The following is a 13,643-nucleotide window of genomic DNA, read 5'->3' as shown; positions in this document are numbered from 1 at the left end:
AACCCTACAGCGGTCGCTTGCCGCTATCGCCGGCAACCTCGCGCACCAGCCTCGGCACCAGGTATCCGGACAGCCGCGCTGCCAGCGTCGCATGCAGGGCCTTGGCCTGGTCGTCGGACACTTCGAAGTGGGCCGCACCCTGGATACGGTCCAGCTGGTGCAGGTAATAAGGCAGGACGCCGGCGGCAAAGCTGCGCTCGCTGAGGTCGGCCAGGGCCCCGGCGCTGTCGTTGACACCACGCAGCAGCACGGCCTGGTTGAGCAACAGCGCGCCGCTGGAACGCAGCCTAGCCAGTGCCGCGTCGACGGCGGCATCGAACTCGTTGGCATGGTTGGCGTGCAGCACGATGGCCACCGGCCAGGGCACGCGCTGCAGCCACTGCAGCAGGTCCTGGTCCACGCGCTCGGGCAGGACCACCGGCAGCCGGGTGTGGATGCGCAGACGCCTGATGTGGGCGATGCCTTCCAGCTCCGCGGTCAGTTCGGCCAGCTTGGAGGTGGCCAGCGACAGCGGATCGCCGCCGGACAGGATCACTTCCTCGATGCTGCGGTCGCCCCGGATGACCTCCACCGTCTCGCGCCAGCCGTCGCGGGCGGCGGTTTCAGCGGCGTAGGGAAAGTGGCGGCGGAAGCAATAGCGGCAGTTGATCGCGCAGCTGCCTGTGGCCACGAGCAGCGCGCGCCCCCGGTACTTCTGCAGCAGGCCGGTCCCGGTACGGGCGGCGGCATCGCCCACTGCGTCCAGCGAGAAACCCGCTCTGACGCCCATTTCCTCGTCCAGCGGCAGTACCTGGCGAAGCAGGGGGTCATCGGGATCGCCATGGCGCATGCGGGCCACGAAACCACGCGGCACCCGCAGCGGGAACTGCCCCGCGGCCTCGTCGGAGATGCGGTCCGCCAGTGCCCCCAGGCCGAGCAGGGCGAGCAGCTCGCGCGGATCGCGTACTGCCTCGCGCCACAGCTGTTGCCAGCGGACGGGTTCGGAGGGGACGGCATCCGGGAGTATGAGGTGCGGGGAAATGGCGGCTGCAGGTATCATTGGCGGTCTGAAAAACAAGCGCCTGCCGGTCCCGGCGGGCTTCCCATTCTATCCGGCCGGCCACGATACGCGGCGGGCTTGCCCCATCTCCAGGAGCTTTGCATGGCCAGTTACGGCATGAACGATGTCAAGAACGGGATGAAGATCCTGGTCAACAACGAACCCTGCGTCATCACCGAGACCGAGTACGTCAAGCCCGGCAAGGGCCAGGCCTTTACCCGCCTGAAGTACCGCTTCATCAAGTCCGGACGGGTGGTGGAGCTGACCATGAAGGCGACCGACGACCTGGAAGCTGCCGACGTGGTCGACACCGACATGCAGTTCCTCTACGCCGATGGCGAGTACTGGCACTTCATGCAGCCGGAAAGCTTCGAGCAGGTCCAGGCCGACAAGACCGGCGTGGGTGATGCCTCCAAGTACCTGAAGGGCGAGGAACTCTGCGTGGTGACCCTGTGGAACGGCGTGCCGATCCAGGTGACCCCGCCCAACTTCGTGGAGCTGAAGATCGTCGAGACCGACCCCGGCGTGCGCGGTGACACCTCCGGCGGCGGCGGCAAACCAGCCACCCTGGAAACCGGCGCCGTGGTCCGCGTGCCGCTGTTCGTCAGCCAGGACGAGATCATCAAGGTCAACACCCGCACCGGCGAATACGAGTCAAGAGTCAAGTGACGATCTGGCCCGTGCGCGACGCGCACGGTTTTGCCAGCTCGTCATCCCCGCGCAGGCGGGGATCCAGCGACGTGGCCTTGAACGAGCGTCGGGCGATGTGGCCAAGCCGATGCAGCTGGCCCGTGCGCAACGCGCACGGTTTTGCCAGCTCGTCATCCCCGCGCAGGCGGGGCTTTCAACAGCCGCATGGCTGGTCATCCAGCGACGTGGCCTTGAACGAGCGTCGGGCGATGTGGCCAAGCCGATGCAGCTGGCCCGTGCGCAACGCGCACGGTTTTGCCAGATCGTCATCCCCGCGCAGGCGGGGCTTTCAACAGCCGCATGGCTGGTCATACAGCATTTCGGCCTGTCACGAGTGCCTCGCATGACCGACCACCTCCAACCCCAACCCTGCGACCTCCTCATCGAAGCCGGCTTCGTCGTCCCAGTGGTCCCGCACGGGATAGTGCTGGAAGACCATGCCGTGGCCGTGTCAGGCAGCGAAATCGTGGCGATCCTGCCAATCGCGGAGGCCCGGCTGCGATTCGCGGCGCGCGAAGTGGTCGCGCGGCCGGACGCGGCCTTGATTCCCGGCATGGTCAACGCCCACGTCCACAACCCGATGACCCTGCTGCGCGGCGTCGCCGACGACCTGCCGCTGAAAGTCTGGCTGCAGGAACACATCTGGCCGATCGAGGCCGCCGTGATGGGGCCGGAATTCGTCGCCGACGGCGTCACCCTGGCCATCGCCGAAATGCTGCGTGGCGGCACCACCTGCTGCAATGAAAACTATTTCTTCCCCGACGTGCAGGCCGCCACCTACAAGCGCCATGGTTTTCGCGCGCGTGTCGGTTTGCCGGTGATCGATTTCCCCACCGCCTGGGCCAGCTCGGACGCCGAGTATTTCGATCGGGCGGGGGAGGTCCATGACCAATGGCGCGACGACGCCCTCATCGCCACTGCGTTTGCGCCCCATGCCCCCTACACGGTGTCGGACGCCAATTTCGAACATGTCCGCATGCTGGCCGACCAGCTGGACGTGCCCGTGCACCTGCATCTGCACGAAACCGCCCAGGAAGTGGCGCAGTCGCAGGACAAACATGGCCAACGCCCGATCGCGCGCCTGGACCGGCTGGGCCTGATCAACGACCGCCTGATCGCCGTGCACATGACCCAGCTGACCGACGCGGAAATCCATCTCTGTGCCGAGCGCGGCGTCTCGGTGGTGCACTGCCCGGAATCCAACCTCAAGCTGGCCTCGGGTTTTTGCCCGGCCTGCGCGCTGCAACGCGCCGGTGTCAACCTGGCGATCGGCACCGACGGCGTGGCCAGCAACAACGACCTGGACATGTTCGGCGAAACCCGCACGGCGGCCCTGCTGGCCAAGGCCGTGGCCGACGATGCGGCCGGCTTCGACGGCTTCAGCGCCTTGCGTGCGGCCACTCTGGGCGGGGCGAAGGCGATGGGGTTCGATCACCTGGTCGGCTCCATCGAGCCGGGCAAGCAGGCCGATCTGGTCTGCGTGGACCTGTCGGCGCTGGAAACCCAGCCTCTGCATCACGTGGTTTCCCAGCTGATCTATGCCACCGGTCGCCACCAGGTCAGTGATGTGTGGATCGCCGGCAAGTCCCGGTTGCGCGCGCGTGAACTGGTCGACATGGACATGCCGGGCATCATCGCCAACGCCAGGCAATGGCAGTCGCGGATTGCCGGGGTCCTGCGTTGAACATGGCTTCATGGAAAACGAACCCACAAGGACCTACCGCATGAACAGTTCCACGGCCCAGGCTCCCGACAACTTCGACCAGGCCGAACTGGATAAATTCGGCGCGTTGGCCAATCGCTGGTGGGATCCGCAGGGCCCACAGAAGCCGCTGCATGCGCTCAATCCGGTACGGCTGGATTACGTCAAACAGCGAGTCACCTTGAACGGCGCAACGGTGCTGGATGTCGGCTGCGGCGCCGGCCTGCTCAGCGAGGCGCTGGCGCGGGAGGGCGCCGCGGTGACGGCAACGGACCTGGCGCCCGAACTGATCAAGGTTGCCAAGCTGCACCGGCTGGAATCGAAGGTCGAAGTGGATTACCTGCTGCAATCGGTGGAGTCGCTGGCGCAGGAACGCCCGGGCAGCTTCGATGCGATCACCTGCATGGAAATGCTGGAGCACGTGCCCGATCCATCGGCGATCATCTCGGCCTGCGCCACCTTGTTGAAGCCGGGCGGGCAGTTGTTCGTGTCCACGCTCAACCGCACCCCCGCCGCTTTCGCCCTGGCCATCGTTGGCGCCGAATACGTGGCCGGCCTGCTGCCCAAGGGTACCCATCACTACCAGGACTTCATCAAGCCGGCCGAGCTTGCCGGCTGGCTGCGGGAGGCCGGGTTGCAGCTTGAGGATGTCAGCGGGCTGGCCTACGAACCCTGGCGCAATGCGGCCCGGATCATCGGTCGCACCGACGTGAATTACCTGGCCAGCGCCAGAAAGCCCGCATGACGCCTGCCCGGTTCCCGCGTGCAGCGCTGTTCGACCTCGACGGCACCCTGCTCGACAGCGCCCCCGACATGCTGGCCACCGCCAATCGCCTGCTGCAGGCACAGGGCAGGGCGCCCATGACTTTGTCGCAGCTTCGCCCGCACGTATCCAAGGGCGCACGCGCCATGCTGGGCGCGGCTTTCGCGGATCTCGATACGGCTGGCAGGGAAAGCATGGTTCCCGCATTCCTGGAGACCTACCTGCAGGAACTGGGCAGGCACAGCGTGCTGTTCGATGATGTCGAGCCGATGCTGGCGGCGCTGGAAGCGTCAGGTTGCGCCTGGGGCATCGTGACCAACAAGCCTGAATACCTGGCCCGCGAAATCCTTCCCCAGCTGGGCTGGGAATCACGCTGCGCGGTGCTGATCGGCGGCGACACGCTGGCCCAGAAGAAGCCGCATCCGTTGCCGCTGCAGGTGGCTGCCGAACGCATGGGCATGGCGGTGGTCGATTGCGTGTACGTAGGCGACGACGAACGCGACATCCAGGCCGCACGCGCGGCGCGCATGCCCTGCATCGCGGCTTTGTGGGGTTATCGACAGGACCATGAAGATCCCGCGCAGTGGGGTGCGGACATCGTGCTGGAATCGCCATCGGCCTTGCTTGAGGCCGGCAATTGGCCGCAGGCTCTTTAGGCGCTGCGCAAGCTGCGACCTGGGCCGGCCATGCGCTGCCAGGTTTGCCCGCATCTGATTCCGAAGTCGCAACCGACGAAGTTCCCAACATCCCGAAATGACCGACACCACCGCACTCGACAGTTTCCTGGACAAATGGCGCAGCCGCTGGCCGGAATGGCGCGTGGTCGAGGTTTTCGTGCCGGTGGCCCAGCGGCCCGTGGCGCTGGCCTGGTTCTCCCTGCTGCAGGAATTCACCGATGCGATGAACATCGCCGGCGACCCCTTGCCGGCTGACGCCAAGCTGGCCTGGTGGGGCGAGGAATTGCGCGACTGGCAGCAACAGCGCTCGCGGCATCCACTGGGTCGGGTGCTGGAGCCGCACCGGGCGCCCTGGTTCGAACTGGCCGAGGCCCTGCCGGCCCTGATCCGCCTGCGCGAACAGCCGCGCAACGAGGAGCAGGCCTTCGAAACGGCAATGCCATTGGCTACGGCGATAGCCGAGGTAGAGCGCGTGCTGTTTGCCCCCCCGGCAACAGGCCGCTGGACCACTGCGGTGGCCGCGCAATTGCTGGCGGCACGACTGGAAGGCGCTGGCGCAGCCGCGATACCTGTCCAGGCAGGAACCCAGCCAGCGCCATCGCAACCCGACTGGGCCGCACGTCTGTTGCAGCACTGGCCCACGCGCGCGAGCGGACCGCTGCCCAGGCGCCTGGCGTCGGCCCTGGCACGCACGCAGTTGCAGCGTTTCAAGGGCAGTGGGGAGCCTGTCACGACCCTGGCGCCGCCGCGGGCGCTGTGGCTGGGCTGGCGCGCCGCAAGGGATTCCTGACGTAACGCTCCGTTGCAGGAACGCCCGGAGGGGAGCCGGTACAATCGCCCCCTGTTTCGCATGTACGGCTCCCCTGATGTCCGCCCCGACCCCCCTAGTTCCGCGAACCGATCTTCCCGATGTCGCCGGCCACGCCGTGCCCCTGGCGCGTGCGCTGGACTGGGTGGGCATGGAAGGCATCGCCTTGCCGATGCGGGTTTCCGACGGGGCTGGCGGCCAGCTGCAGGTCGCTGCCAGCGTCGACCTGTCGGTAAACCTGGTGAATGCGGAGGCGCGGGGCATCCACATGTCACGCCTCTACCTGCAGCTGCAAGAGGGCCTGGCCCGGGAAGCAATCACCCCGGCGGGCCTGCGCCACCTGCTGCAGGAGAGCATCACCTCGCAGGCGGGGCTGGCTTCGCAGGCGCGCCTGAAAATCCGCTACCAGGCGCTGCTGCAACGGCGCGCGCTTGAAAGCGACAACAGCGGCTGGAAATCCTATCCGGTGGAAATCGAAGCCACGCTGCGCGACGGGCACCTGCAACTTGCGCTGGGTTTCTCGCTGGAATATTCCAGCACCTGCCCGGCCTCGGCGGCGCTGTCGCGCCAGCTCAATGCCGAGCGTTTCAGCGAGGATTTCGACGCTGCCGGCACGGCGTCCACCCAGGCCGTGCACGATTGGCTGCAGTCCGAGCGCGGCATGGCGGCCACCCCGCACGCCCAGCGCAGCCGCGCGCAGGTCCGGGTAGAGCTGCGCACGCAGTTCGATGAGCTGCCGCTGCTGCCATTGATCGACGCGCTGGAAAAAGTGCTGGCCACGCCGGTGCAGACCGCGGTCAAGCGTGTCGACGAGCAGGCCTTCGCTCGCCTTAATGCCGACAACCTGATGTTCTGCGAAGACGCCGCGCGGCGCGTGGCCTCGGTGCTGGCCGCCGACGCACGCGTCGAAAGCTACCAGGCCAGCGTCTCCCATTATGAAAGCCTGCATCCGCATGATGCTGTCGCACGGGTCAGCGGCAACAACGCCTGAGGCAACGGCTCACTGAAGCGGTACAACGCGACGCAGGTTGAAGCAGAGGCGATCCAGCCGATGTCGGCAACGCGCCGCAGTGCCCCCGGTTAAGGGACCGCGGTTCCTACTTTCCGCGTTCGAGCACCAGCAGCGGATCTATGCGTACGTCGAGCCAGCTCATCCCCCAGTGCAGATGCGGCCCGGTCGCCCGTCCCGTCGCACCGACCGCGGCAATGACCTGGCCCTGCTCGACGCGGTCCCCGACCTTCACGTCGATGCGCGACAGATGCAGGAAGTTCGAGCTGACGCCAAAGCCGTGGTCCAGCAACAGGGTGCCGCCGGTCAGGTAAAGATCGGGTGCGGCAAAGGTCACCACCCCAGCCGCCGGGGCCTTGACCGGAGTGCCCGTCGCAGCCGCGATATCCATGCCCGAATGGCCGGCGCCGGGCTGCCCGTTGTAGACGCGTCCATTGCCGAAGCGGCCACTGATGCGTCCCTGCACCGGCCACACGAACGGCTTGGCGAAATCGGTGCGGTCGTCGTCACGGTTGCGCGCGGCAGTCACCAGCGCCTGTTCGCGCTTGATCCGCTCGGCAATGGCCGGTGGCGGATTGACGGTCTTCGGCGGCACTCCATTGACGTGTTCCACCGGCCAGTCACGCGGGATCACCGCGACCTGGGCTGTATCGCGCATGCCATCGGGACGGACTATGTCCACGACAAGTGGTCCGCGTTCATCCCGGCCCACGCCAAACACCACCGTGCCATAGCCGCTGACGCGCAGCTCGCGTCCGGCGTAGCGCACCTTGCTGCCTGGCGGCACCTTGCCGAATACCAGTGCACCTTGCGAAACGCTGGCGGGAAAGACGGCTGGTTGGCTCGCGGGGCTGGTGGCGGTCTGCTGGGCCAACGCCGGTACCGTGGCCAATGCCAGCAGTGCCCAGGCAAGCGGCAATCTCAACGGCTGAACTCCAGGCGCCTTCCATTCGGAGTGCCAACGAGCTGTTCACCGTTCCACACCATGCGCCCGTTGACCCACGTGCCTGCGACCCGCGACTGGAAGGTCGCACCTTCAAACGGCGACCAGCCGCATTTGGACAGCACGTCTTCGCGCCTGACGGTAAAGGGTTCGTTGTCCACCAGCACCAGGTCGGCCCAGTAGCCTTCGCGCAGGTAGCCGCGTTCCTTCACGTCGAACAGTTGCGCGGGCGCATGGGCCAGTTTGTTGACGATCTGCGCCGCTGACGACTTCTTCTCGTGCACAAGCTCCAGCGCTGCCACCAGCGCGTATTGCACCAGCGGCAGGCCCGATGGAGCCTGCGAATAGGGCCGGGATTTTTCTTCCAGGGTGTGTGGCGCGTGGTCGGTGGCCAGCACGTCGATGACGTTGTCGGCCAGCGCGCCGATCAGCGCCTCGCGGTCGCTGGCATCCTTGATGGCGGGGTTGCACTTGATCAGATTGCCCAGGCGCGCGTAATCGCCACGGTCGAAGCGCAGGAAATGGATGCAGGTCTCGGCGGTGATGCGCTTGCGGGTTCCGTCGGCATGGACGAGCGGCCCGGGCGTGAACAGGGCCAGCTCGTCGGCAGTGGAAATATGCAGCACGTGCAGGCGGGTGCCGTGCTTGCGCGCCAGCGAAATGGCCAGCCGGGTGGATTTGATGCAGGCCTCGCGCGAGCGGATGTCAGGGTGGCATTCGACCGGGATGTCTTCGCCGTACTGCGCCTTGAACCGGGCCAGGTTGGCGTCGATCGTCGGGGTGTCTTCGCAGTGGGTGATGATGGGGGTGGGCGCCTCGCGGAAGATCGCATCCAGCGTCTCGGGGTTGTCGACCAGCATGTTGCCGGTGGAGGCGCCCATGAATACCTTGATGCCGGGGGCGGTCCTGGGATCCAGGCTGCGCACCGCTTCCAGGTTGTCGTTGCTGGCGCCCAGGTAGAAACCGAAGTTGCCCCACGCCCGACCCGTCGCCGCCTGGTATTTGGCCTCGAGCGCCTGGGCATCCAGGGTGGGAGGGGTCGTATTGGGCATGTCCATGAAGGTGGTCAGGCCGCCAGCGGCCGCCGCCGCCGACTCGGTGGCAATGTCGCCCTTGTGGGTCAGACCGGGTTCGCGGAAGTGCACCTGGTCATCGATCATGCCCGGAAGCAGCCAGCGCCCGCCGGCCTCGATCACCTGGTCGCCCGGCTGCGCCTTGAGTTCGCCGCCCACATGGGTGATGCGGCCATTGGCGAAACGCAGGTCGCCGTCGAATTCACGGCCTTCGTTGACCAGACGTGCGTTGACTATGAGGGTGCCGGGCATCAGGGGGTTCCAGTGGAGTGGTTGGCATGGACCGGCTTGTCGGGCACGGGGTCGTGTCCACCGGGATGGAAGGGATGGCAGCGACCTATACGCCTGACGGCTAACCAGCTGCCGGTCAAAGGACCAAAGCCGGCGATGGCCTGCATCGCATATTCCGAGCAACTGGGCGCGAAGCGGCATCGCGGTCCCAGCAACGGACTGATGAAGCGCTTGTAAAGTCGCAGGAGGAAGATGAGTAAACGGCCGACCATCCACGGATGATATGCGAGTTGCCCGGCGACTTCAGTGAAGCGGTGGTTGCCGCGCCGGACGCGGTAGGCTATAAAGGCGCCCCCTTCCCGGACCCGGGAAGTTGAAGGAAGCGCTTTTCGTGGCTGCAAAGAAACCTGCGAAGAAGGCCGCCAAGCCGGTCAAGAAACCCGCCAAGCCCGTTGCCAGGAAGCCTGCCGCCAAACCGGCACCGGCGAAAAAGCCTGCAGCCAAGCCTGTGGCGGCCAAGAAAGCGCCTGCCAAGACGGTTGCCAAGAAGGTGGTCGCCAAGAAACCCGTGGCCAAGAAGGCGGTGCCGGTCAAGAAGACCCTGGCCAAGAAAGCGCCTGCCGCCAAGAAACCCGTGCCCGCCAAGAAGGCGGTCGCACCCAAGCCCGCGCCCAAGCCCACAGCCAAGGCTGCTGTGAAGCCTGCTGCCGCGAAACCTGCCGTAAAGACCGCACCGGCCAAGAAGCCCGCACCGGCCAAGAAGCCTGCACCCACTCCCTCCGTACCGAAGCCGGCCACCCTGCCTGCTGCGGCCAAAGCGACTCCTGCCAAGCCCGCTCCCCCGGCCGCTGGCCGTGCCCAAGCGCCTGTTCCCAAGGCTGCTGCAACTCCGGCACCGGCGCCAGCCGTCAAATCGAATCCAATCAAAACTGTGCCTTCCCCCAAGACATCCAAAAATTCAAAATCCGCAGCCGCTCCGCCGGCCCCCGTTGCCAAGGCACCCATCCCGCGTCCCACCGGCAAGGTGGCTGTTGCCGTGGTCAACAAGCCTTCGGCCACGCCCGCTCCACGCGGCAAGGTCAAGGTCGTGCCCTTCAGGAATGATGAAACCACCGGCCGTCCGCTCATCCCGAATGGCTACAAGCCCTCGGCGGACGAGGAGTACATGAGCACCCTGCAGCTGGAATATTTCCGCCAGCGCCTGCTCACCTGGCGTGCCGACCTGGTGGAGGAATCCAAGCAGACCATCGAGAACCTCAAGGACGAAGTACGCGACGTAGGCGATGAAGCCGAGCGCGCCACCCGCGAGACCGAGAACTCACTGGAACTGCGCACCCGCGACCGTTACCGCAAGCTGATCGGCAAGATCGACAGCACGCTCAAGCGGCTGGAAGGCGGCGATTACGGCTACTGCGCCGACACCGGTGAGGAAATCGGCCTGGACCGCCTGGAGGCGCGCCTGACCGCCGAGCGCACCATCGATGCGCAGGAACGCTGGGAGCATATGCAGAAGCAGCAGGGCGACTGATCCGCCGCGCTTGCTTCGGCTGCAGAAAAGGCCCCGCATTGCGGGGCTTTTTCATGGGCGTGACCGCGAGAGCTGCTACTGCAGGTCGTGCAGGTTCAGGCGCCTCAGCTTCGGCGCCTTCCATGCGGTTACGCCGACCACCGCAAGGGTCATCATGCCGCCGAATACCACCGAGGGCACCAGACCCAGGAGCCTGGCCGCCAGTCCTGATTCAAATGCACCCAGTTCATTGGAGGAACCGATGAAGATGCCGTTGATGGAGGAAACCCGTCCGCGCATATCGTCGGGCGTGGCCAGTTGCAGGATTGTTGAACGAAGCACCACGGAGACGCCGTCGCACATGCCTGACAGCACCAGCATCAGCATCGACAGCCAGAAATCGCGGGACAAGGCGAAGCCGATGATGCACAGGCCGAACCCGGCCACCGCGTAGAGCAGCAGGCGTCCCGCATTGCGTTGCGGTGGATGCCGCGCCAGCCACAGGCCGACCAGTACCGCACCGGCTGCTGGCGCCGCGCGCAGCAGGCCGAAGGCCTCCGGGCCGTAGTGCAGGATGTCGTGGATGAAGGCGGGCAGCAGCGCCACGGCACCACCGAACAGCACCGAGAACATGTCCAGCGCCTGGGCGCCCAGCACCACCTGGTTGTTGAACACGAAGCGCAGGCCTTCGCCGATGCTCTTGAATACGGGTGCGCGTTCGGTGGTCGCGGGCGGCTCGTTCACCCGCAGTGAAATGATCGCAATCGCCGCCGCAGCCGCAAATCCCGATGCCACCAGATAGGCCAGGGTATTGCCACCCCAGGCCACCAGCAGGCCGCCCAGCGCAGGACCCAGCACCAGGCCGGTCTGCATGACCACGCTGCCGATGCCTGCGCCACGGGCATATTGTTCGCGCGGCAGAATGCGGGCGAACAACGCCGTGTAGACAGGCGCGAAGAACGCGCGCACGACGCCGTTGACGGCGATGGCCGCGTAGATGGTGGCTGTCCCGAACGAGGGCAGGTGGCCGCTGGCCACGCCTGCCAGCGCCAAGGTGGTCAGCAGCAGGCCGAAGCAGGCATACATGCCCAGGCGCCGGCGACGCATGTGGTCGACCGCATAGCCGGCGAAAAGCGCGAAGCAGAAATACGGAATGACTTCGGCCAGGCCTATCAATCCCAGGGCCAGTGGGTCGCGGGTGAGCTGGTAGATGTGCCAGCCCACCGTCACCGCAGTGATCTGGTAGGACAGCAAGGCCAGCAGGCGGTACACCAGCAGGCCGACGAAGGCCGGACTGCGCAATGGCGATCCGGGAAGATTCGCTGCGTTCATGCGCGGCTGCGCGCGGTGTCCTGGATGAAGGCAAGGATTGCAGCCAGGCCGTTGCTGCGCGTTGGCGACAGATGCCTGGCCAGGCCTATGTCGCCGATGTAGTCGGGTGTGGTCGCGAGGATTTCGGCCGCCGGACGCCCCGAGTACACGCGGAGCGCCAGGTAGATCAGGCCCGACACGATCGCCGAATCGCTGATCGCCTCGAAATCGAGCCTGCTCGCATCGCCACGCGGCACGATCCAGACCAGCGACTGGCAACCGAGCAACCGGTTTTCCTCGGTTTTCCACGCATCCGGGAAGGGCGGCAACTTGCGCCCCAGGTCGATCAGGTACTGGTAGCGCTCGGACCAGTCACTGAAGAAGCCGAACTCCTCCTTGATCTCGCGTTGCGCTTCTGCCGCGGACGGCTCCAGCGGGAAAATGGGCGGGCTGGTTTCGACGCGCATCATCCGCGCTTCCAGCGCACGCCCTGCGCGGTGTCTTCCAGCATCACGCCTTCCGCGGCCAGCTGGTCACGGATGGCATCGGAACGGCCGAAGTCGCGATTCTTTTTGGCTTCGTTGCGTTCGTCGATCAGGCCCTGTATGCGCACATCGTCATCGACCGAAGCGCCACGCCCAAACCAGTCGGCTGAATCCTGCTGCAGCAGTCCCAGGGCCAGGCCCGCGCCGAGCAGCTCGGACTTCAGCCGGGTCCTGTCCTGATCGCTGGCAGCCTTGCGCGCCTCGCCCGCGATCCTCGCCAGTTCAGCCAGCGCCTGCGGAGTGTTCAGGTCGTCATCCAGCGCGGCTTCCACCGTGTCGGGAATCCGCGCCTCCGCCCGCACCCCTGCGAGGTCGCGCAACGTGCCGTACAGGCGATCCAGGGTGCGGACCGATTGTTCGACCAGTGCGTCGGACCATTCCAGCGGCTGGCGGTAATGCGCGGAAATCAGCGCATAGCGCAGTGCCTCGGGCGGGTGCTGCTTCAGCAGTTCGTGCACTCTTTCCACATTGCCCACCGACTTCGACATTTTCGCGCCGCCGAAGTTGAGCATGCCGTTGTGCAGCCAGAAGCGGGCGAAGACCTTGCCACCGTGCGCGCATTCGCTCTGCGCGATTTCGTTCTCGTGGTGCGGGAACTGCAGGTCCACGCCACCGGCATGGATGTCGATGGTCTCGCCGAAGATCGCCTCGATCATGGCCGAGCATTCGATGTGCCAGCCCGGCCGACCACGGCCCCAGGGCGAGTCCCAGCCCGGAAGATCATCGGTGGAAGGCTTCCACAGCACGAAATCGCCGGCATCGCGTTTGTAGGGCGCCACTTCCACCCGCGCACCCGCCAGCATTTCATCGGGGTCGCGGCGCGACAGCTTGCCGTAGCCATCGAACGTGGCGACCGCGAACAGTACGTGGCCCTCGGCGGCGTAGGCGTGGCCGCGCTCGATCAGCCGCTCGATCATCGCGATGATGTGGGGGACGTGAGCGGTCGCTTCCGGTTGCAGGTCCTGCGGAACCACGCCCAGGCCGGCCATGTCCTCGCGGTAGGCGGCGGCGTACTTGTCGGTGATGGTGGTGATCGGAACGCCCAGCTCCTTCGCCGATGCATTGATCTTGTCATCGATATCGGTGATGTTGCGGGCGTAGCGCAGGCCGCCAAAGCGGCGCTTCAACAGGGCCGCAAGCACCCCGAACACGACGGGGCCGCGGGCATTGCCGATATGCACATAGTTGTAGACCGTGGGGCCGCACAGATACATGGTGGGGCAGGCAGGATCCAGCGGCGCGAACGGTTCGACCTGACGGGTCAGGTTGTTGTGCAATCTCAGGGTCATGGGTGGGGTGGTGGCGGAGACCCGTCGATTCTACCGGCCCTCCCGGGAATCAACAG

The 13,643-nt window shown here is 66.1% G+C and carries 14 protein-coding genes; 7 read left to right on the top strand and 7 right to left on the bottom strand.

What is annotated here, in order from left to right:
• Positions 1 to 4: 4 nt before the first annotated feature.
• Positions 5 to 1,039, bottom strand: coding sequence for an EF-P beta-lysylation protein EpmB (gene epmB / locus DT603_RS02075; protein WP_162348178.1), 1,035 nt, complete (start codon positions 1,037 to 1,039; stop codon positions 5 to 7).
• A 102-nt stretch (positions 1,040 to 1,141) separates the two neighbouring features.
• On the opposite strand from epmB, the gene efp reads away from it, so the two are divergent.
• From efp to folE2, 6 genes are all read left to right on the top strand, one after another.
• The gene (gene efp, locus DT603_RS02070) at positions 1,142 to 1,708 is read left to right on the top strand and encodes an elongation factor P (RefSeq protein ID WP_162348177.1); all 567 of its coding nucleotides are present in this window, start codon (positions 1,142 to 1,144) and stop codon (positions 1,706 to 1,708) included.
• A gap of 364 nt (positions 1,709 to 2,072) precedes the next feature.
• A complete protein-coding gene (locus DT603_RS02065) occupies positions 2,073 to 3,413 on the top strand; it encodes a TRZ/ATZ family hydrolase (protein ID WP_162348176.1) in 1,341 nt (446 codons plus the stop codon).
• 40 nt (positions 3,414 to 3,453) lie between these two features.
• Positions 3,454 to 4,176 carry a bifunctional 2-polyprenyl-6-hydroxyphenol methylase/3-demethylubiquinol 3-O-methyltransferase UbiG gene (gene ubiG / locus DT603_RS02060; protein ID WP_162348175.1) on the top strand — a complete coding sequence of 241 codons (723 nt, stop codon included), beginning with the start codon at positions 3,454 to 3,456 and terminating at the stop codon, positions 4,174 to 4,176.
• Positions 4,173 to 4,850 carry a phosphoglycolate phosphatase gene (locus DT603_RS02055; RefSeq protein WP_162348174.1) on the top strand — a complete coding sequence of 226 codons (678 nt, stop codon included), beginning with the start codon at positions 4,173 to 4,175 and terminating at the stop codon, positions 4,848 to 4,850. The genes ubiG and DT603_RS02055 overlap by 4 nt, the downstream gene beginning before the upstream one ends.
• Before the next feature lie 97 nt (positions 4,851 to 4,947).
• A complete protein-coding gene (locus tag DT603_RS02050) occupies positions 4,948 to 5,661 on the top strand; it encodes a phytoene/squalene synthase family protein (RefSeq protein ID WP_162348173.1) in 714 nt (237 codons plus the stop codon).
• 76 nt (positions 5,662 to 5,737) lie between these two features.
• Positions 5,738 to 6,670 (top strand): GTP cyclohydrolase FolE2, encoded by a 933-nt coding sequence (folE2, locus tag DT603_RS02045; protein ID WP_162348172.1) that lies wholly within the window; start codon positions 5,738 to 5,740, stop codon positions 6,668 to 6,670.
• 106 nt (positions 6,671 to 6,776) lie between these two features.
• On the opposite strand, the gene DT603_RS02040 is transcribed toward folE2, so the two are convergent.
• From DT603_RS02040 to yidD, 3 genes are read right to left on the bottom strand one after another with little or no spacing between them, the layout of a single operon-like run.
• On the bottom strand, positions 6,777 to 7,613 hold the full coding sequence (locus DT603_RS02040) for a M23 family metallopeptidase (protein ID WP_162348171.1): 837 nt from the start codon (positions 7,611 to 7,613) through the stop codon (positions 6,777 to 6,779).
• Positions 7,610 to 8,956, bottom strand: a complete 1,347-nt coding sequence (locus DT603_RS02035) for a dihydroorotase (RefSeq protein WP_162348170.1) — start codon at positions 8,954 to 8,956, stop codon at positions 7,610 to 7,612. Before DT603_RS02035 ends, DT603_RS02040 begins: the two co-directional genes overlap by 4 nt.
• Complete coding sequence (gene yidD / locus DT603_RS02030; RefSeq protein WP_162348169.1) at positions 8,956 to 9,207, bottom strand: membrane protein insertion efficiency factor YidD; 252 nt, start codon at positions 9,205 to 9,207, stop codon at positions 8,956 to 8,958. Before yidD ends, DT603_RS02035 begins: the two co-directional genes overlap by 1 nt.
• A gap of 119 nt (positions 9,208 to 9,326) precedes the next feature.
• Between yidD and dksA the strand changes: the two genes are divergently transcribed.
• The gene (dksA, locus tag DT603_RS02025) at positions 9,327 to 10,463 is read left to right on the top strand and encodes an RNA polymerase-binding protein DksA (RefSeq protein ID WP_162348168.1); all 1,137 of its coding nucleotides are present in this window, start codon (positions 9,327 to 9,329) and stop codon (positions 10,461 to 10,463) included.
• A 75-nt stretch (positions 10,464 to 10,538) separates the two neighbouring features.
• On the opposite strand, the gene DT603_RS02020 is transcribed toward dksA, so the two are convergent.
• The 3 genes from DT603_RS02020 to cysS are packed head-to-tail and all read right to left on the bottom strand — an operon-like array spanning position 10,539 to position 13,587.
• The gene (locus DT603_RS02020) at positions 10,539 to 11,774 is read right to left on the bottom strand and encodes an MFS transporter (protein WP_162348167.1); all 1,236 of its coding nucleotides are present in this window, start codon (positions 11,772 to 11,774) and stop codon (positions 10,539 to 10,541) included.
• Positions 11,771 to 12,220 carry a SufE family protein gene (locus DT603_RS02015; protein WP_162348166.1) on the bottom strand — a complete coding sequence of 150 codons (450 nt, stop codon included), beginning with the start codon at positions 12,218 to 12,220 and terminating at the stop codon, positions 11,771 to 11,773. Before DT603_RS02015 ends, DT603_RS02020 begins: the two co-directional genes overlap by 4 nt.
• Positions 12,220 to 13,587, bottom strand: a complete 1,368-nt coding sequence (cysS, locus tag DT603_RS02010) for a cysteine--tRNA ligase (RefSeq protein WP_162348165.1) — start codon at positions 13,585 to 13,587, stop codon at positions 12,220 to 12,222. Before cysS ends, DT603_RS02015 begins: the two co-directional genes overlap by 1 nt.
• Between the last annotated feature and the right edge of the window lie 56 nt (positions 13,588 to 13,643).

Source organism: Pseudoxanthomonas gei, assembly GCF_010119615.1.
GTDB classification, from domain to species: Bacteria; Pseudomonadota; Gammaproteobacteria; order Xanthomonadales; family Xanthomonadaceae; genus Pseudoxanthomonas_A; species Pseudoxanthomonas_A gei.
The sequence above is the reverse complement of the archived record's forward strand: the minus strand, read 5'-3'. Positions and strand labels throughout refer to the sequence as shown.